The organism is Methanomassiliicoccus luminyensis B10 (assembly GCF_000308215.1).
Classification (GTDB): Archaea; Thermoplasmatota; Thermoplasmata; order Methanomassiliicoccales; family Methanomassiliicoccaceae; genus Methanomassiliicoccus; species Methanomassiliicoccus luminyensis.
Genome location: NZ_CAJE01000012.1, coordinates 649,949 through 666,116, shown reverse-complemented (window position 1 = coordinate 666,116; position 16,168 = coordinate 649,949). Strand labels below are relative to the sequence as shown.

Below are 16,168 nucleotides of genomic sequence, written 5' to 3'. Positions count from 1 at the left end.
GGCAGATAGCAGGGAGCATGGTCTGGAACCCTTCGCTCCTCGCCTTGGACGGGGGGAGCGGGTGGATGAACGATTACGGTTGGGCCCTGCTCGCCCTGGTCGGCGCGTTCACCGTTTCGCTGTACGTCTGGTCGTATCTCAACAAGAACATCGATGAGTGGAGGTCCCGCGAGGGCAAGTACTTCGACTCGGAGGTGCTCGACTACGCCAGGCGCATGGCCCAGGCCCTTATCGTCGCGCTGCTGCTTATATTGGCCTTCGTGGTGGCCTCGTTCGTAGCGAATTTCAATGACGAACCCTGGTGGGGCGCGGCCACCAGGTACGTGTTCGATGCGCTGCTGGTGCTGGTCATAGTGGTCCTCGCCGGCTTCGCTGTAAAGGTGCTGAGGCGGATATCCCGTCGGTCACGGATGACCTCGGACGGGGCGGGCCTCCCCTCGGCCCTGGAGTTCTCCAGCCTTCTGCTGAGCTATGTGGTGTATATACTCTCGACCGTCCTGGTCCTGCTCATCGTGCTGTCGGCGCTCACCGACCTCCAGACCACCTTTGACGGCCTGGGGAATTTCCTCGTCGCCAACGAGCAGGGCATACTGGTCACCCTGGCCATCGTCATCGGCATCGCCTTCGTCATCAAGCTCGTGGAGAACATCCTGGAGGACTTCAAGTTCCGCTCGAAGAAGTTCAACCCCCAGGTCATCGAGCTACTTAAGGACGGGATCAAGTACTCGCTGGTGACCATCGCCTTCCTGGTGGTGCTGTTCAACATCTTCCTCATGATCGACATGGAGCTGGTGGGCATCCTCCTGGTGATAGTCACCTTGGTCTTCCTCGTCCTGGCCATAGGCCTGTCCTACTCCGCCGTCCAGAACATAGTGTCCGGCCTCGCCCTCATGGACACCAGCCCGTTCGAGGTGGGGGACCGCATCCGCGTGGCGGACGGCCTGATGTGCGATGTGATCGACAAGGGCCTGGTGTTCACCAAGGTCAAGACCATGGACGGGGAGCTGGTGGACATCCCCAATATGGAGATCATCCAGGGGAGGATCTACAATTATTCGAGAGCGTCGAGCCACGCCATCGACGTCCTGTTCGAGGTATCCTTCGGCATACCGCACGAGAGAGTGTCGAGCTACGTCCGCGAGGCCGTGTGCAGGGTCGAGGGAGTGGCCAAGGACCCCAAGCCCGAGGTCAGGGCGGTGGAGATCAAAGGCCACAGCATCATGTATGAGGTGGTGGTGTACAGCAAGGACGTCCAGAAGGACCCTCAGATACGTTCGGACATCATATTCCAGATACAGGAGATCTTCCAGACAGAGGGACACAAGTCCCTGGTGGATTGAGCCTAACGCGAGGGGGCGAGTTCACTCGATGAGCTCCTGCCCCTGCATGTACTTCCGCAGGACCTTGGGGATGGTTATGGTGCCGTCCCTGTTCTGGTAGTTCTCCATGACCGAGACCATCGTCCTTGGGAGGGCCAGTCCGGACCCGTTGAGGGTGTGCACGAACTCGCTCTTGAGGTGCGGCTCCGGCCGGAACTTGATCCTGGCCCTGCGGGCCTGGAAGTCGGTGAAGCAGGAGCACGATGACACCTCAAGCCACTGGTCCGCTCCTGGGGCGTGCGATTCGAGGTCATAGGTCTTGGCGCTGGCGAAGCCCATGTCCCCGGTGCATAGCAGCATGACGCGGTACGGGAGTTCCAGGCCCTGGAGCACTGCCTCGGCGTTGTCCCGGAGGACCTCCAGATCGGTGAAGGAATTGTCGGGATGCACGAACTCCACCAGCTCGACCTTGTTGAACTGGTGGACCCTGATGATGCCCCTGGTGTCGGCGTTCCTTCCCGCCTCGCGGCGGAACGAAGGGAGGTAGGCGGTGTAGCGGATGGGCAGCTGGGCCCTCTCGAAGATCTCGTCCTGGTGGATGTTGGTGACCGGCACCTCGGCGGTGGGGTTGAGCCACAGGTCGTCCCTTTCGCACCAGTACATGTCATCCTTCATCTTGGGGTACTGCCCCGTCCCGATGACCGCGGCCTTGTTGACGATGGCCGGCGGGAAGATCTCAGTATAACCCTGATCGTGGTGGAGGTCCAGCATGTACTGGGTGATGGCGCGGTCCAGCCTGGCCCCGTCGCCCTTGAGGATAAAGAACCCGCTGCCGGTGACCTTGGCCCCGCGGGCGAAGTCAATGATGTTCAGGTCCTCGGCCAGCTCATAGTGCTTCTTGGGGGTGAAGTCGAACTTCCTGACCTTGCCCCATGTTCTGATGGTGACGTTGTCGGCGGAGTCCTTTCCCACCGGCACGCTGGCGTCAGGGATGTTGGGTATGTTGAGCACGACCTCCGCGCGCTTGGCCTCCAGCTCCAGCACGGAGCTGTCGATCTGCTTGATCCTCTCGGCTACCTGGCGCATCTTGGCGATGGTCTCCTGCTTCTCCTCGCCCTTGAGCTTGGGGATCCTCTCGGATGCGACGTTGCGCTCATGCTTGAGATTGTTGCCCTCGTCCACCAGTCTGCGCCACTCATTGTCGATGCTGAGGAACTCGTCCAGAGCGGCCTCCGAATAATTCCTGTTCCTCAGGGACGCCCGCACGAGCTCTGGATCGTTACGTATCAGGTCGGTGTCTAGCAAGCCCAGTCACACCTTAGGTCGCGCTAATGGCCTTGTTGCTCAAAAACCCTTGCTTGCGCCGGCGCTAGGCCGGTCCTCCGCGATCTTGGGGTCGCACAGCAGCACGGTAAAGCCCCTGGTCTCCACGCACCTGGCCCCGGCCTTCTCCGCCAGCGCGGCGGCGACCTCGTCCTTGTCCATGTCCGCCGCGGGAAGGACCCTGACCTTAACCATCTTGTGCCTTTTTATTTGGGTTCGGACCTCTTCCACGATCCCCTCGGTAAGGCCCTCCTTCCCCACGTGAATGGTGGGCTTTATCTCGCTCCCTTTCTTGACCAGCTCTTTCTTGCTCAGCTTCTCTACCATCTGTCTCGCCTCTTTTTTCTCTGAGATATGGCACTCGCCTGACGCTCCCGCAGGCGAGGCAATGGACCGTGACCCGGTTGGAGCGAAGGCGGACCGTGCAGTTGCGGCCCGGAAGAAGAGCGATGGAGCAGTCGCGGCAATAGTGCCTCTCCTTCATCATGGGCGTGTTGGTCCGCATGGCGATACTTCGGGCAAGGGACACGTACCTCCGGCTGCGCTCGTCATGCCCCTCCCTCGCCTCCACGACGGCCAGGTCCAGGAGCCTCTCCATCCGCGCCTTGGCGATGTTCCTCATTTCCTTGTTGGAGATCCTTTTCTTGGCCATCGTTCGCCCTTCAACGCCGATGCAACAGATGTACCAATATGAAATAGGTTTCGCCGCGAACAGGGTGCTGGATGATGGTATGTCCCCGGCCGGGGACGTCGCTGCCCCATCTCCGTCCTCACCCATTGATCCGGACGGATCCGGATGATCGGTCGTGAAAAGTATGGTCGGAACCATCAAAAAATGGAGAAAGACCGGCGGCGGTGCATCTTGAGCTATCCGGGGAGTGCGGTCGTCCTCTTTCAGGCTAGGGTGTAGGGGGTTATGCCCAGGTCCTCGTACGTCAGGACCGTCACCTGCCCCTCCCCCATGCTATAGATCAGGTCGGTCACGTCATCGAACTTCTCTTCTGGTACCACCACGCCGACATAGTAGCCGTCATTGGCAGCGTCGAAGTACTGCAGCAAGGCGTCCGGCCTGCCAATGCTCTCTTCCGTTTCCAGGAACTCGAACCCTACGAGGGTCCCGCCCTCCCTGAGGGTCAGAAGGCCCCAATCGCCCTCCTCCTTGGAGCGGTCGATCTCCAGGTCCGGATTGTTCTCCATAAGGGCTTTAGCCCTCTCTCCCATCAACCTTTCGATCTCCATGGCTCCCATCACCGATATCCTTGGAGTTGAAGGTATAACATATTTTTCCCGATGGCACAGCGGCCTTCATGAATCAATATCGTTCCTGAGATTTTTCTACCGATGTAAATTAAATCATTAATAATCTATGCAATAAATTATATGACATCAATGTTATTCCCCCGCGAGGGATAGGATGGATGCCTTTACCGTATCGAACGTCATGAACGACGAGTACGCCGCCCGCATAATGGTATGGGCCATCGAGAAGCCCAGGACCGCGTCGGAGATGAGCGAGAGCTTGGGCATACCGATCTCTGCCTGCTACAACCGCATCAGGACCCTGGAGAACCTCGGCCTCCTGAAGTGTGTGGAGATGAGGATCGCCCCCTCCGGTAAGCGCATATCGGTGTACCAGTCCCAGCTGAGGAAGGCCTCTATCTTCCTGGACCGGGGAGAGGTTCGCGTAAAGATGGAGCTGGTCGACGGCAGGGTCGAGGACCACTGCCTGGTGCAGGCCGGCGAGCGCGCGCCCCCGGCTTGAACCCAGACTTCATTCCATGGGCGTACAAGGCTTCCGCACTAGCCATCATGCTTAAATACAATAACAATAATGTAAGCAAATCTTCAAATCGACTTTCACAGGTGAACCAGTATGTCACGGAAGCCCGCAAGAATGTACCGTCAGATAAGGGGTCAGGCTTACACCCGCAGGGAGTATATGGGTGGCGTTCCCGCCCCTCGTATCAGCACCTACGACCTCGGCAACACCAGTGGGGACTTCCCCATAGTCCTAAACCTCAGGGTAAAGGAGCCCTGCCAGATCAGGCACACTTCGCTGGAAGCGGCCCGTGTGGCTGCTAACAGGGCCTTGTCCAAGGGAACCAACCCTTCTACCTACCACCTCAAGATCAGGCTGTTCCCCCACATCGTGCTGAGGGAGCACAAGATGGCTACCGGCGCCGGCGCGGACCGTGTGTCCGGTGGCATGCGCGGCGCCTTCGGCAAGGCCGTGGGCACCGCCGCCAGGGTCCAGAGCGGGGACACCGTCATCACCCTGAGGCTCGTACCCCAGGCCTTCCCCGCCGGCAAGGAGGCCCTGTGGAAGGCCTCCATGAAGCTCCCCTCCCCCTGCTACATGGAAGTGGCGAAGGGCGCTGAGCTGATAGCTTAAACCTCACACAAATCCCTTTAACCCCTTCTTTATATCATTTAGTCGCATCCCTCGCAGGTGCATGGATCGAAACAGACGGGGGCCATACTTGTACGACTTCAGGCTGGAGGAGGTTGCTGACTGGATAAGGAAGCGCGGCGCGGCCGTTGTCGCCCTGCAGATGCCCGAGGGCCTCAAGCCCCACGGCCAGCGCATCAAGGCGGAGCTGGAGAAAGCTACCGGTGCCACCTTCCTGCTCATCGGCGATCCCTGCTACGGCGCCTGCGACGTGGACTCGCGGTTCCCGACGTACGCCGACGCCCTGGTCCAGTTCGGGCATTCGGAGATCCCGGCCATGGGGCAGGATCCCAGGGTGCTGTTCGTCGAGGTCTACTTCGAGGTCGACATGGTACCCCTCCTGGAGAGGGTGCTGCCGCGCCTGAAGGGCCGCGTCGGGCTGATCACCACGGTACAGCATGTTCGCGGCCTTGACGCGGTCAGGGAATGGCTGGAGTCGCGCGGGAAGAGCGCGCTGATCGGCCGGGGCGACAACCGCGTGCTGTTCGACGGCCAGCTGCTGGGCTGCAATATCAGCGCGGCCGGGGCGGTGGGCGGAGAGGTGGAGCAGTTCCTGTATATCGGAAGCGGGGACTTCCATCCCCTGAGCGTCGCCATAGAGACCGGGAAGGAGGTCCTCGTTCTCGATCCCCTTATTGGTGAGGTCAGGGACATGGGCGGCCTCAAGGACAAGATATTGCGGCAGAGGCACGGGGCCATTGTGAGAGCTGAGAAGGCCCAGCGCTACCTCGTCCTGGTGTCAACCAAGGTCGGGCAGGTCAGGATGGACCTGGCGCTGAGGCTGAAGAAGTTGCTGGAGTCTCGCGGTAAGTCCGCGGACATTGTCATGATGGAACGGTTCGACCCCGAGCTCCTGATGCCCTACCAGGCCGACGCGTACGTGTCCACCGCGTGCCCGCGCATCGCCGTGGACGACTACCTCAGGTACCAGAAGCCGATCCTGACCCCGGTGGAGCTGGAGATAGTTCTGGGCATCAGGGACTGGTCGGACTACCGCATGGATTTCATCACCGGTGAGCTAGATGGACGCTCATCCAGCATTCATGCCTGATCCTCTCGCCACATCATCGACCGGATAATTTTCCTCATCGCATGTCCCGCTAGGGCTTTGCAGTTATTTGGGGGGCGTGGGTATGCACCCATTGCCCCCCTGTTTTATTTGAAAATGGCCCCTTCACGCAAAGATAATACAGTGGACGGTCATTCCACGCCCGATGCTCACCACGGATTCCGTCATCTCCCGGGGCCTGAGGCCCCACCTGCGCATTGGCATGGGCGCCGGCGAGGACCGCCGGAAGGTCATCGACAGTGCTGAAGCGGCCCAGCGTACGGGGCATGGGGCCGTCACCATCTACGATGACCCGGTCGAGATGGCCAGGGATCTGCGGGACGGTAGGATCGACGCGGCGGTGCGGGGGGACCTTGATTCCAACGACGCCATGAGCGCGGTGCGCGAGGCGTTCGGCGTTCCCAAGGTGCTGCGGGCGGCGTTCATGAAGCCGGAGGGAGGGCGCCTGTTCCTGTTGGCCCCGGTGGGGGTGGACGAGGGATGGACTGTCCCGGAGAAGGTCGAGCTGGCCCGCTTGTGCGCCGCGACGGTGCGCCGTCTGGGAGTGGAGCCGGTCATAGGCATGATGTCAGGCGGCCGTTCCAGCGACAAGGGGCGCATGGCCGAGGTCGATCGGACCATCGATGACGCCTTGCAGGCGCTTTCGATCCTGGCGGAGGACGGCCTCCGCGCCAAGGACGTGCAGATCCTCATCGAGGATGCCGTGAAGGACTGCGATGTCATCATCGCCCCGGACGGCATATCCGGGAACCTGATCTTCCGCACCCTCCACTTTTTGGGCGGCGGCGTGGCCATGGGGGCGCCGGTCCTGAACATCGACCGGGTGTACATCGATACCTCCCGAGCCAAGGCCAGCTATGTCGATTCCGTAGCCCTCGCCGCGGCCTTGGCGGATGAACGGGACCGAGCGATACGGCCGCCAAGGGTTTGAGAAATAATTTAATGGAGATATGCGTCTCCGTTAGATGATGAGGATCGAGATAGACGGCGAATACTCGGGGATCAAGTTCTCCGCATCACATTTCATCCCTGGCCACCACAAGTGCGGCCGGCTGCACGGCCATTCCTACATCCTTCACCTCGTCCTGCACGGGGAGAAAGGCTCGGACGGCATGATAATGGACTTCGTGGACCTGAAGAAGGCCCTTCGGGGCATGGTGGACGAACTGGACCACCGTGTGCTTCTTCCCGGAAGATCGCCCACGGTGAAGATCGTGCAGGGGCCCGAGGTCGAGGTCGCTGTCGGCGGCAAGAGGTATGTGTTCCCTTCCGAGGACGTCGCCGTCCTGGACATCGCCCAGACCTCCGCGGAGGAGATGGCCGAGATGTTCCTGGACAAGCTCGTCAAGGCCCTGGAGTTCCCCTCCAACGTCGAGGCGGTGGAGATAGGCCTGGACGAGGAGAGGGGCCAGACTGCCTGGGCTCGAAGGGAGGTGCGGGCGTGACCGTAGCGGTCGTCCTGCTGTCCGGCGGCCTGGACTCCACCACCACCCTCGCCTACGCGCTGTCGAAGGGCTACGATGTGGTCGCCCTTACCGTCAGCTACGGTCAGAGGCACTCCCGCGAGCTGGAGTCCGCGAAGGCGGTGGCGAAGCACTACGGCCTGAAGAGGCATATCGTGATGGACCTGGACCTAAGCTTCCTGCGCACTTCCGCGCTCACCTGCCCGGACGTGGAGGTCCCGCTGCGCGATTCCGCGGAAGGCATAGGCGACGATATCCCGGTCACCTACGTCCCGGCGAGGAACATCATCATGCTCAGCCTGGCGGCAGGGCTGTGCGAGACCGAGGGCGGTGAGGTCATATTCATCGGCGCCAACGCCATCGACTATTCCGGGTACCCGGACTGCCGCCCCGAGTTCTTCGAGGCCTTCGAGAAGGTGCTGCGCGTGGGGACCAAGTCCGGCGTGGAAGGGCGGCCGATCGAGATCAAGGCCCCCATACTCAGGAAATCAAAGGCCGAGATCGTGAAGCTGGCAAAGGAGCTGGACGCTCCGCTACATCTCACCTGGTCATGCTATAAAGGTGGGAAGAGGGCCTGCGGGCACTGCGATTCCTGCCTGCTCCGCCTGAAGGGGTTCGAAGAGGCCGGATACAGCGATCCGGTGGAATACGAGGCCGGGCCATGAAAGTCATCGAGATGTTCTATTCCCTACAGGGCGAGGGGACCCTGATGGGTGTGCCGACCACCTTCGTCAGGTTCGCCGGTTGCAACCTCGATTGCGAGTGGTGTGACACCAAGTACGCGCAGGAAGGCGGGGAGGAGATGTCCGTGGATGAGATCGTCGACCGGGTGGAGGAGCTCGGGGCGCCGTTCGTCTGCCTGACCGGCGGGGAGCCGCTGGTGCAGGAAGGGGTCAGCCGCCTGGTGGAGGCGTTGCTGGAGGACTCCTACCACGTGACGGTGGAGACCAACGGCGCGGTGGCCCTGGAGTCCCTGCCCTCCTCGGAGGAGCTGCTTATATCCATGGACGTGAAGTGCCCCAGCTCGGGCATGAGCCACCGCATCATGTACGACAACCTCTCCTTCCTCTCTCCGCGGGACCAGCTCAAGTTCGTCATCGCCGACCGCGTGGACTATCTGTTCGCCAAGAAGATACTGAGGGAGCACGAGGTCAACTGCCCGGTCATCATGACGCCGGTGGGCGGGACAGACCTCAAAGAGCTGGCCAAGTGGGTGCTGGAGGATCGGCTGTGGGTGCGGGTGCTCCCGCAGCTGCACAAGATAATATGGGGGGGCAAGAGGGGGGTTTGAGATCCCCGCCTCGGCGATCTCTAACTATTGTAAATGTTAAATAGCCAAAATCATTTACGAGATGTAGCCACACAAGAGGCCCATAATGTTCGTCATAGGCAATGACCTGGCATCGTTTTTGCGTGAATACTAGTGCCATTGCTGCGAACAGGGCCGTCCGAGGCGATTCTTATGATCGACCGAAGCGCGATAGAGCAATCCCCATCCTGTCCGAGAAATTCACTGGACCGAAAGAGAGTGTACACCAGCCCCTTCAATGCCAAGGCCGTAGCGGGCACCCTGCCCCAACGGGTGATGATATTCGATACCACCCTGAGGGACGGAGAGCAGACCCCGGGGGTGGCGCTCTCGGTAGAGGACAAGGTCGCGATATCCCAGGCGCTCAGCGATCTGGGCGTGGACGTCATCGAGGCAGGGTTCCCGGCCGCCTCCGATGGGGAGAAGGAGGCGTTCAGGAGGATCGAGGCCCTTGGCCTCAGCCCCAGGATATGCGGCCTCGCGCGCTGCAACAAGAAGGACATAGACGCTGCGGTCGACTGCGGCCTTGACTATGTGCACACTTTCATTGCCACCTCCGACTGCCACCTCCAGCACAAGCTGAGGATGACCCGGGAGGAAGTGAAGGCCAGGGCGGTGGAGTCGGTGGAGTACGCCAAGGGCAGGGGCGTTACCGTGGAGTTCTCCTGCGAGGACGCCACCAGGACCGACCTGGACTTCCTCAAGGAAATGCACATCGCCGTGCAGGAGGCCAAGGTCGACAAGATCAACGTGCCCGACACCGTGGGGACGATATCGCCGCCGGCCATGGAGTACCTCATCGCCGAGCTGATGACCGTGACCAAGGTGCCCATAGCGGTGCACTGCCATGACGATTTCGGCCTCGCCGTGGCCAACTCCCTCGCCGCGGTCCGCAGCGGCGCGCAGCAGGTCCACGTCACGGTCAACGGGCTGGGGGAAAGGGCGGGCAACGCCGCGCTCGAGGAGACGGTCCTCGGTCTGATGGCGTTCTATAATGTGGAAACGTCCATCGATACCCGCAGGATCGGGCCGCTCTCCAAGCTGGTCAGCAGGCTCAGCGGCATCCCGGTCCCGGACAACAAAGCCATCATCGGCGGCAACGCCTTCGCGCACGAGTCCGGCATTCACGTTCACGGGGTTCTCGCGGACCCCTCCACTTACGAAGCCTTCGGCCCCGAGCTGGTCGGCGTCCAGCGCAATATCGTCATCGGCAAGCACAGCGGCGCGCACTCGGTCAAGGACAAGCTTGAGGGATACGGGATCGATCTCACCGATGAGCAGATCGAGCAGATAGTCAGCAAGGTAAAGAAGCTCGCCGACAGCGGCAAGGACGTTGACGACGCCGAGCTGGTGGCCCTCGCCTCGCACATCATGGGGCAGAGGGAGTCCAAGAAGGTAAAGCTAAAAGAGTTCGCAGTGTTCACGGGTATGAACACCACGCCCACCGCGGTCGTGTCCATCGACATCAATGGGGAGAAGAAGACCGGCACGTCCACCGGCATCGGCCCGGTCGACGCGGCCATCAACGCCATCAAGGCGGTAATGGGCAACGACATCTCCCTGGAGGAATATCGCCTCAGCGCCATCACCGGCGGCAGCGACTCCCTTTGCGAGGTGACGGTCAAGGTGGGAAAGAACGGCGGCAGCAAGGCCATGTCCGTCGGCAAGGCCGTGGGCACCGACATAGTGCAGTCCAGCGTCGACGCCACCATGGAGGCGCTGGACCGCCTGTACTGCCGCAAGAAGGAGTAAGATCACGATGACAGCACCCAAGACCATTTCCGAGAAGATATTGTCCGCCAGGTCCGGCACCGACGCGCGCGCCGGCCAGATAGTGGAGGCGGAGATCGATTACGTCATGGCCAACGACGTCACCGCCCCCCTCGCCTTCCAAGAGTTCGAGGCGCTGGAGTGCGAGCCCATGCGCGATAAGATCGTTCTGATCCCCGATCACTTCGTCCCCAACAAGGATGTCGCCTCGGCCGAGCAGGCCGCGGAGATGCGCCGGTTCGTCAAGAAGTACGGGATCAAGAACTACTTCGAGGTCGGACGGAGCGGGGTGTGCCACCAGGTCATGGTGGACGAGGGCTACGCCGCCCCCGGCCGGCTGATAGTGGGAGCGGATTCCCACACCTGCACCTACGGCGGGATCAACGCGTTCTCCACCGGCATCGGCAGTTCCGAGGCCGCGGCATGCTTCGCCGAGGGCCGGCTGTGGTTCAAGGTGCCCGAGGCCATCAACGTCAAGCTCACCGGGAAGTTCAGGAAGCAAGTTTCCGGCAAGGACCTCATCATCAAGATCATCACCGACATCGGGGTGGACGGCGCGAACTACAAGGCCTTCGAGTTCTCCGGCCCCGGGGTCGCCAACGTGACCGTGTCCGATCGGCTGACCATCAGCAACATGGCCATCGAGGCCGGCGGAAAGGCCGGCATATTCCCGTGCGACGCGGCCACCGAAGCGTTCCTCAAGGGAAAGGTGCGCGGCCCCTACGCCCCCGTCGCCGCCGACGAGGGCGCCCGCTACTGGAAGACCCTGGAGTACGATCTGGGCTCGCTCGACTACATGGTGGCGATGCCGCACCTGCCCAGCAATGGGCGGAGCGCCAGGGACGTCGACGTCACCATCGACCAGGCCTTCCTGGGCTCCTGCACCAACGGGCGCATCGAGGACCTGAGGACGGCCGCGGCGATCATCAGGGGCAAGAAGGTCCACCCGGACGTGCGCATGATCGTGGTGCCCGCGTCGGTTCCGGTGTACAAGCAAGCCCTGGACGAGGGCCTCCTGGCCCAGTTCGTGGAGGCCGGGGCGTTCGTTTCGGGGCCGACCTGCGCGGCCTGCCTGGGCGGGCACATGGGCGTGCTCGCGAAAGGTGAGAAGTGCGTCGCCAGCACCAACCGCAACTTCATAGGCCGCATGGGGCACAAGGACTCCGAGGTGTACCTGGCCGGGCCGGCGGTCGTCGCCGCGAGCGCCATCGCCGGGAAGATCGTGGCCCCGGACTGAGGTGATTCACATGGATGCTATCAGAGGCAACGTTTGGAAGTTCGCGGACCACGTGGACACGGACCAGATCATACCCGCGGACCGGCTCATCAGCCAGAACAACAACTGCCTGGGCGATTTCCTTTTCGAGAGGGTGCGCCCCGACCTCGCCAAGAACGTCCGGAAGGGCGACATCATCGTGGCCGGCAAGAACTTCGGGTGCGGCTCTTCGAGGGAGCATGCCCCGCGGTCCATACTGCAAGCCGGGATCACCTGCGTGGTGGCGGAGTCGTTCGCCCGCATCTTCTACCGCAACTCCATAAACCTCGGCCTGGTGCTGGTCGAATGCAAGGTGGAGGCGTCCGAAGGGGACGTGCTGTCGGTGGACGTGGACAAAGGGACCGTGAGGAACGAGACCACCGGGAAGTCGTGGACGTTCCCGCAGTACCCCCAGTACGTCAAGGACCTCATAAGCTCCGGCGGCCTGATGGCGCGCCTGAAGGAGGCCAAAAGATGTTCAAAGTAGCCGTGGCGCCTGGCGACGGGATCGGCAAGGAGGTCATCGCCGAGGGAGTGAAGGTGCTCCAGGCGGCCTGCGGTACTGAGCACGTGGAGCTGCAGCTGGAGTATATGGACCTCGGCTCGGACCGGTACCTCAGGACCGGAGAGCTCCTGACCGACGACGATATCGCCTTGATGAAGAGGAACCAGGCGGTGTACTTTGGCGCCATCGGCGACCCCCGGGTCGCGCCGGGCATACTGGAGAAAGGCATCCTCATCAAGATGCGCACAACCTTCGACCAGTACATCAACATGCGGCCATCCAAGGCCTGGCACCCCTACACCCCCCTCAAGGGGGAGAAGAACTTCGATATAATCTTCCTCCGGGAGAACACCGAGGACTTCTACATGGGCGCGGGCGGCGTGCTGAAGGGCCGGAGCGACGCCGTGGACCTTGAGCTGAAGAGGAAGCTGTACGACATCGATCTCACGCTCTCCTCCAGCTCGACCTCCGCGGACGACTATGCTTTCGAGATCGGCATGATGTCCCGCAGGGGCATCGAGCGCTTCGCCGACTACTCCTTCGAACTGGCCAAGAAGATGGGCAGGCCCAAGGTGACCGCCGTGGACAAGGCCAACGTGTGCACCTCGCTGTACGGAATGTGGAGGGAGGTGTTCTCCCAGAAGTCCAAGGAGCACGGCATCCCGGTCGAGTACATGTACGTCGACGCCATGGCCATGGCCCTGGTGCGGGCGCCGGAGCGCTTCGGCATCGTCGCTTGTCCGAACATGTTCGGGGACATTCTGACGGACATCGGGGCGGAGATCATGGGCGGCCTCGGCGTCGCCGCTTCGGGCAACATCAACCCGAACGGGGTCTCCATGTTCGAGCCGGTGCACGGCTCCGCGCCGGACATCGCCGGCCAGGGGAAAGCAAACCCCATCGCCGCCATCCTGGCCGGGAAGATGATGATCGACCAGTTGGGGCGGCCGGACATCGGCAAGCTCATCGAGTGGGCGGTCAAGATGGCCATGAAGCAAAAAATGGTCACGCCTGACATGGGCGGCGCGCTCACCACCAAGCAGGCCGGGGACGCCATCGTCGACCTGGTCCGCTCGGCCCAGTAAACACCTTCTTCCTTCTATTTTTTCGATCATCTCGAACGATGGCGGGTGGCGATCACCTGTATCCAGCGTGCGCTGAGGCATCATGCTGGCAACCGCTATAGATGTTTTATAAATAGAGAATCTATAATAGCTCTAAATAAATATCATTCGGAGGTTGGGTTATGAACCATGCTAGCAAAAGGAACAGTATTATTGCGGCGATGACCCTGATCACATCGATCATCGCCTTATCCGGAGCGACTGCCACGACACTGGCGGACGATGCGCTTGCCCCGCACGACGTCATATGCGTGGACAGCGATGCGGAGCTTGAGGACCTCATACAATCGGAAGGATGGGACGGTTCCGGGACCGCCCTTGATCCATACATCATCGAGAACCTGGACATCAACGCTACTGGATGTGGAGCTGCCATCTACATCGGCAACACCACCGCTCATCTGGTCATTCGCGGCTGCACGTTATATGATGCTGATTATGTCAGCGATCCCTGGGGGACCGGTACAGGATTGACGCTTTACAATGTAAAAAACACCACGATAGGTAGCAACAAGTGCAACGGCAATGCTGGTCCTGGGATGAAACTACAATTCTCTGATGATAATATCATCGCGAACAATAACTGCAGTGGTAGTAACTATCACGGCATCTACCTCCGTTCCTCGAATAATAATGTCATCAAGGACAACAACTGCAGCGGCGACGATAGTGGTACTGGCATACTGCTGAGCGACGGCTCGGATGACAACTTCATCGAGAAAAACATGTGCTCCGGCGATTGGCAAGGCATTTTCATAGAAATGGGAAGCGATGGGAACACCATCGTGAACAACAGCCTCATTGGCAACTTGCAGTATGGGGTCGTTGCGACCGGCAGCTCGGGCAACATCATCTACGGCAACATTTTCAAGGATAACATTAAAGTCCCCCAGGCCGTCGACATCAGCGGAACGAACTACTGGAACTCCTCCTCGTACCCGTACTACGGCAACTACTGGAGCGACTGGACCTCGCCCGACCTGGATAAGGACGGTATCGTCGACGCGCCGTATGACATAGACCACGGCAGCAGCCAGGACCTGTACCCGTTGGCCCTTGAGTCGTTCGAGGTAAAGATAACCTCGCCGGCGTGCTGTTCGGTGGTCCATACGCCCACGGTGCTGGTCACCGGGACGGCGACCCCGGGATACGGATTGATCATCAACGGCTTACAGGTGATCGTGGGGAACGACGGCACGTTCTCGGCAGTGGTCGCTCTCCTGGAAGGCGACAACACGATCAAGGCGAGGTCGATGGGCGATTTCCCTGAGGTGAGCTCATCCGTGCACGTCACCTACGTCGACCAGCAGCAGAAAGATCTAGACCGCCTGCAGGGACAGGTGGACGACCTAAACGAGGCACTTGAGGGCGCCTTGTCCGATCTCAATGTGGCGCAGGACGATCTGTCCTCCACCCAGAAGGAACTCAGCGAGGTCAAGGGGGATTCCCTGCCGCTCGTCCTGGGGGCGGTGGGCCTGATCGTCGGGATAACCGCGGTCGCTCTCTCCTTGATGTACGCGAGGAGGCCGAAGGCGCCCTGAGGCAACGGAAAATCCAATAGAGAGGTCTCTGGACCTCTCTATTTTTCTTTTAACCCAACCATATTTCATGGGAGAAATATAATATTCGTCCGTTCATGTGGACCCCGCGAACGCTATGTGCCGACCTGAGGGACCGTTGACAATCCGGAGAATGAGCCGGGAGGAGCTCGACACGGCCGTTGGATGGGCGGCCGAGGAGGGCTGGAATCCCGGTGTTCATGATGCTGGGGTCTTTTATCGGTCATATCCTGACGGCTTTTTCGCAGGTACGATCGACGATGAGATGGTAGCTTCTGTATCCCTCGTCGACTATCCTGGGGACCTCAGGTTCGGCGGATTCTACATCGTGCGAAAGGACCTGCGGGGTAGCGGCATCGGCAGGGCGATCCTCAGGTTCGTTCTGGAGAGCTCCCGGGAGAGGAACCTGGGGGCTGACGGCGTTAAAGCGATGCTCCCGACCTACCTGCAATACGGCTTCAAGTTCGCGCACTGGAACCACCGCTTCCAGGGGTGGGGCGGAGGCGAAAGGCCTGATGGCCTACAGCCCATCACCGAGCTGAACCTCGACCAGGTGGTCTCCTATGATCAGGCCATCTTCTCCGCTCCCCGTGAAGCCTTCCTGCGTTACTTCACCGCTCAAGAGGATTCAGTTGCTCTGGCCTCGTTCCGGGGAGGGGAGCTCGCAGGCTATGGCGTGATAAGGGAGTGCGGGGTCGCCCATAAGATCGGCCCCCTCTTTGCCGAGGATGGTAGGACGGCCGAGAAGATCCTCAGAGGCCTGATATCGAAAGTTCCGGGCGAGAGGTTCTTCCTGGACGTCCCGGAGCCGAACGTTGAGGGGATGGCCATGGCCCAGGACCATCACATGGAGGAGGTATTCACCACTGCCCGCATATATACGAAATATGCTCCCAATGTCCCCCTGGGCAAGGTCTTCGGGGTTACCAGCTTCGAGCTTGGGTGACCTCCCGGTGCGGCCATCAGATCGGATCCCGTCCTCGGTACATGATGCGCCTGTTTTGGAAGGCCGGTTTACAACGT

General features: G+C 60.9%; 17 protein-coding genes and 1 pseudogene. 14 read left to right on the top strand and 4 right to left on the bottom strand.

The genetic code is table 11. The features are described from left to right. Positions 1-17 precede the first annotated feature (17 nt). The gene (locus tag WYS_RS06300; protein ID WP_019177322.1) at positions 18-1,340 is read left to right on the top strand and encodes a mechanosensitive ion channel family protein; all 1,323 of its coding nucleotides are present in this window, start codon (positions 18-20) and stop codon (positions 1,338-1,340) included. Between the two features lie 21 nt (positions 1,341-1,361). On the opposite strand, the gene serS is transcribed toward WYS_RS06300, so the two are convergent. The 4 genes and pseudogenes from serS to WYS_RS06280 form a co-directional block, all read right to left on the bottom strand. Continuing rightward, positions 1,362-2,624: a serine--tRNA ligase gene (serS, locus tag WYS_RS06295; protein WP_026068865.1), complete on the bottom strand. Its 1,263-nt coding sequence runs from the start codon at positions 2,622-2,624 to the stop codon at positions 1,362-1,364. Between the two features lie 39 nt (positions 2,625-2,663). Further along, the gene (locus tag WYS_RS16450; protein WP_019177320.1) at positions 2,664-2,969 is read right to left on the bottom strand and encodes a YhbY family RNA-binding protein; all 306 of its coding nucleotides are present in this window, start codon (positions 2,967-2,969) and stop codon (positions 2,664-2,666) included. A gap of 58 nt (positions 2,970-3,027) precedes the next feature. Beyond that, a pseudogene (locus WYS_RS16630) lies at positions 3,028-3,240 on the bottom strand (ribonuclease P protein component 4); the annotation flags it as partial. A gap of 296 nt (positions 3,241-3,536) precedes the next feature. Next, positions 3,537-3,890 carry a hypothetical protein gene (locus WYS_RS06280; RefSeq protein ID WP_019177318.1) on the bottom strand — a complete coding sequence of 118 codons (354 nt, stop codon included), beginning with the start codon at positions 3,888-3,890 and terminating at the stop codon, positions 3,537-3,539. Between the two features lie 166 nt (positions 3,891-4,056). Here WYS_RS06280 and WYS_RS06275 point away from each other — a divergent pair, with 166 nt between their 5' ends. The 13 genes from WYS_RS06275 to WYS_RS06215 all read left to right on the top strand — a co-directional run bounded on the left by WYS_RS06275 (position 4,057) and on the right by WYS_RS06215 (position 16,091). Next, on the top strand, positions 4,057-4,404 hold the full coding sequence (locus WYS_RS06275; protein WP_019177317.1) for a helix-turn-helix domain-containing protein: 348 nt from the start codon (positions 4,057-4,059) through the stop codon (positions 4,402-4,404). Between the two features lie 111 nt (positions 4,405-4,515). Further along, entirely contained in the window at positions 4,516-5,034 is a 519-nt protein-coding gene (locus tag WYS_RS06270; RefSeq protein WP_026068864.1) for a 50S ribosomal protein L16, read from the top strand. 61 nt (positions 5,035-5,095) lie between these two features. Further along, positions 5,096-6,142 carry a diphthamide biosynthesis enzyme Dph2 gene (dph2, locus tag WYS_RS06265; protein WP_026068863.1) on the top strand — a complete coding sequence of 349 codons (1,047 nt, stop codon included), beginning with the start codon at positions 5,096-5,098 and terminating at the stop codon, positions 6,140-6,142. 163 nt (positions 6,143-6,305) lie between these two features. Continuing rightward, the gene (gene mtxX, locus WYS_RS14595) at positions 6,306-7,091 is read left to right on the top strand and encodes a methanogenesis marker protein Mmp4/MtxX (RefSeq protein ID WP_019177314.1); all 786 of its coding nucleotides are present in this window, start codon (positions 6,306-6,308) and stop codon (positions 7,089-7,091) included. Positions 7,092-7,128: 37 nt separating this feature from the next. After that, complete coding sequence (locus WYS_RS06255) at positions 7,129-7,605, top strand: 6-pyruvoyl trahydropterin synthase family protein (protein WP_236993913.1); 477 nt, start codon at positions 7,129-7,131, stop codon at positions 7,603-7,605. After that, complete coding sequence (gene queC / locus WYS_RS06250; RefSeq protein ID WP_019177312.1) at positions 7,602-8,288, top strand: 7-cyano-7-deazaguanine synthase QueC; 687 nt, start codon at positions 7,602-7,604, stop codon at positions 8,286-8,288. The genes WYS_RS06255 and queC overlap by 4 nt, the downstream gene beginning before the upstream one ends. Further along, complete coding sequence (locus WYS_RS06245; RefSeq protein WP_019177311.1) at positions 8,285-8,914, top strand: 7-carboxy-7-deazaguanine synthase QueE; 630 nt, start codon at positions 8,285-8,287, stop codon at positions 8,912-8,914. Before queC ends, WYS_RS06245 begins: the two co-directional genes overlap by 4 nt. A 171-nt stretch (positions 8,915-9,085) precedes the next feature. Continuing rightward, positions 9,086-10,684 (top strand): 2-isopropylmalate synthase, encoded by a 1,599-nt coding sequence (locus tag WYS_RS06240; protein ID WP_081579863.1) that lies wholly within the window; start codon positions 9,086-9,088, stop codon positions 10,682-10,684. 7 nt (positions 10,685-10,691) lie between these two features. Beyond that, positions 10,692-11,939, top strand: a complete 1,248-nt coding sequence (locus tag WYS_RS06235; protein WP_019177309.1) for a 3-isopropylmalate dehydratase large subunit — start codon at positions 10,692-10,694, stop codon at positions 11,937-11,939. A 10-nt stretch (positions 11,940-11,949) separates the two neighbouring features. After that, complete coding sequence (locus WYS_RS06230) at positions 11,950-12,444, top strand: 3-isopropylmalate dehydratase small subunit (protein ID WP_019177308.1); 495 nt, start codon at positions 11,950-11,952, stop codon at positions 12,442-12,444. Next, a complete protein-coding gene (locus WYS_RS06225) occupies positions 12,432-13,547 on the top strand; it encodes an isocitrate/isopropylmalate dehydrogenase family protein (protein WP_019177307.1) in 1,116 nt (371 codons plus the stop codon). The genes WYS_RS06230 and WYS_RS06225 overlap by 13 nt, the downstream gene beginning before the upstream one ends. Before the next feature lie 161 nt (positions 13,548-13,708). Beyond that, complete coding sequence (locus WYS_RS06220) at positions 13,709-15,127, top strand: NosD domain-containing protein (protein ID WP_019177306.1); 1,419 nt, start codon at positions 13,709-13,711, stop codon at positions 15,125-15,127. Positions 15,128-15,242: 115 nt separating this feature from the next. After that, complete coding sequence (locus tag WYS_RS06215; RefSeq protein WP_026068861.1) at positions 15,243-16,091, top strand: GNAT family N-acetyltransferase; 849 nt, start codon at positions 15,243-15,245, stop codon at positions 16,089-16,091. The last annotated feature ends 77 nt before the right edge of the window (positions 16,092-16,168 follow it).

Coding starts and splice junctions, on each gene's coding strand:
- WYS_RS06300 (WP_019177322.1), top strand. CDS start 18: ATGGTCTGGAACCCTTCGCTCCTCGCCTTGGACGGGGGGAGCGGGTGG.
- WYS_RS16450 (WP_019177320.1), bottom strand. CDS start 2,969: ATGGTAGAGAAGCTGAGCAAGAAAGAGCTGGTCAAGAAAGGGAGCGAG.
- WYS_RS06280 (WP_019177318.1), bottom strand. CDS start 3,890: ATGGGAGCCATGGAGATCGAAAGGTTGATGGGAGAGAGGGCTAAAGCC.
- WYS_RS06275 (WP_019177317.1), top strand. CDS start 4,057: ATGGATGCCTTTACCGTATCGAACGTCATGAACGACGAGTACGCCGCC.
- WYS_RS06270 (WP_026068864.1), top strand. CDS start 4,516: ATGTCACGGAAGCCCGCAAGAATGTACCGTCAGATAAGGGGTCAGGCT.
- dph2 (WP_026068863.1), top strand. CDS start 5,096: ATGGATCGAAACAGACGGGGGCCATACTTGTACGACTTCAGGCTGGAG.
- mtxX (WP_019177314.1), top strand. CDS start 6,306: ATGCTCACCACGGATTCCGTCATCTCCCGGGGCCTGAGGCCCCACCTG.
- WYS_RS06255 (WP_236993913.1), top strand. CDS start 7,129: ATGAGGATCGAGATAGACGGCGAATACTCGGGGATCAAGTTCTCCGCA.
- WYS_RS06245 (WP_019177311.1), top strand. CDS start 8,285: ATGAAAGTCATCGAGATGTTCTATTCCCTACAGGGCGAGGGGACCCTG.
- WYS_RS06240 (WP_081579863.1), top strand. CDS start 9,086: ATGATCGACCGAAGCGCGATAGAGCAATCCCCATCCTGTCCGAGAAAT.
- WYS_RS06235 (WP_019177309.1), top strand. CDS start 10,692: ATGACAGCACCCAAGACCATTTCCGAGAAGATATTGTCCGCCAGGTCC.
- WYS_RS06230 (WP_019177308.1), top strand. CDS start 11,950: ATGGATGCTATCAGAGGCAACGTTTGGAAGTTCGCGGACCACGTGGAC.
- WYS_RS06225 (WP_019177307.1), top strand. CDS start 12,432: ATGTTCAAAGTAGCCGTGGCGCCTGGCGACGGGATCGGCAAGGAGGTC.
- WYS_RS06220 (WP_019177306.1), top strand. CDS start 13,709: ATGAACCATGCTAGCAAAAGGAACAGTATTATTGCGGCGATGACCCTG.
- WYS_RS06215 (WP_026068861.1), top strand. CDS start 15,243: ATGTGCCGACCTGAGGGACCGTTGACAATCCGGAGAATGAGCCGGGAG.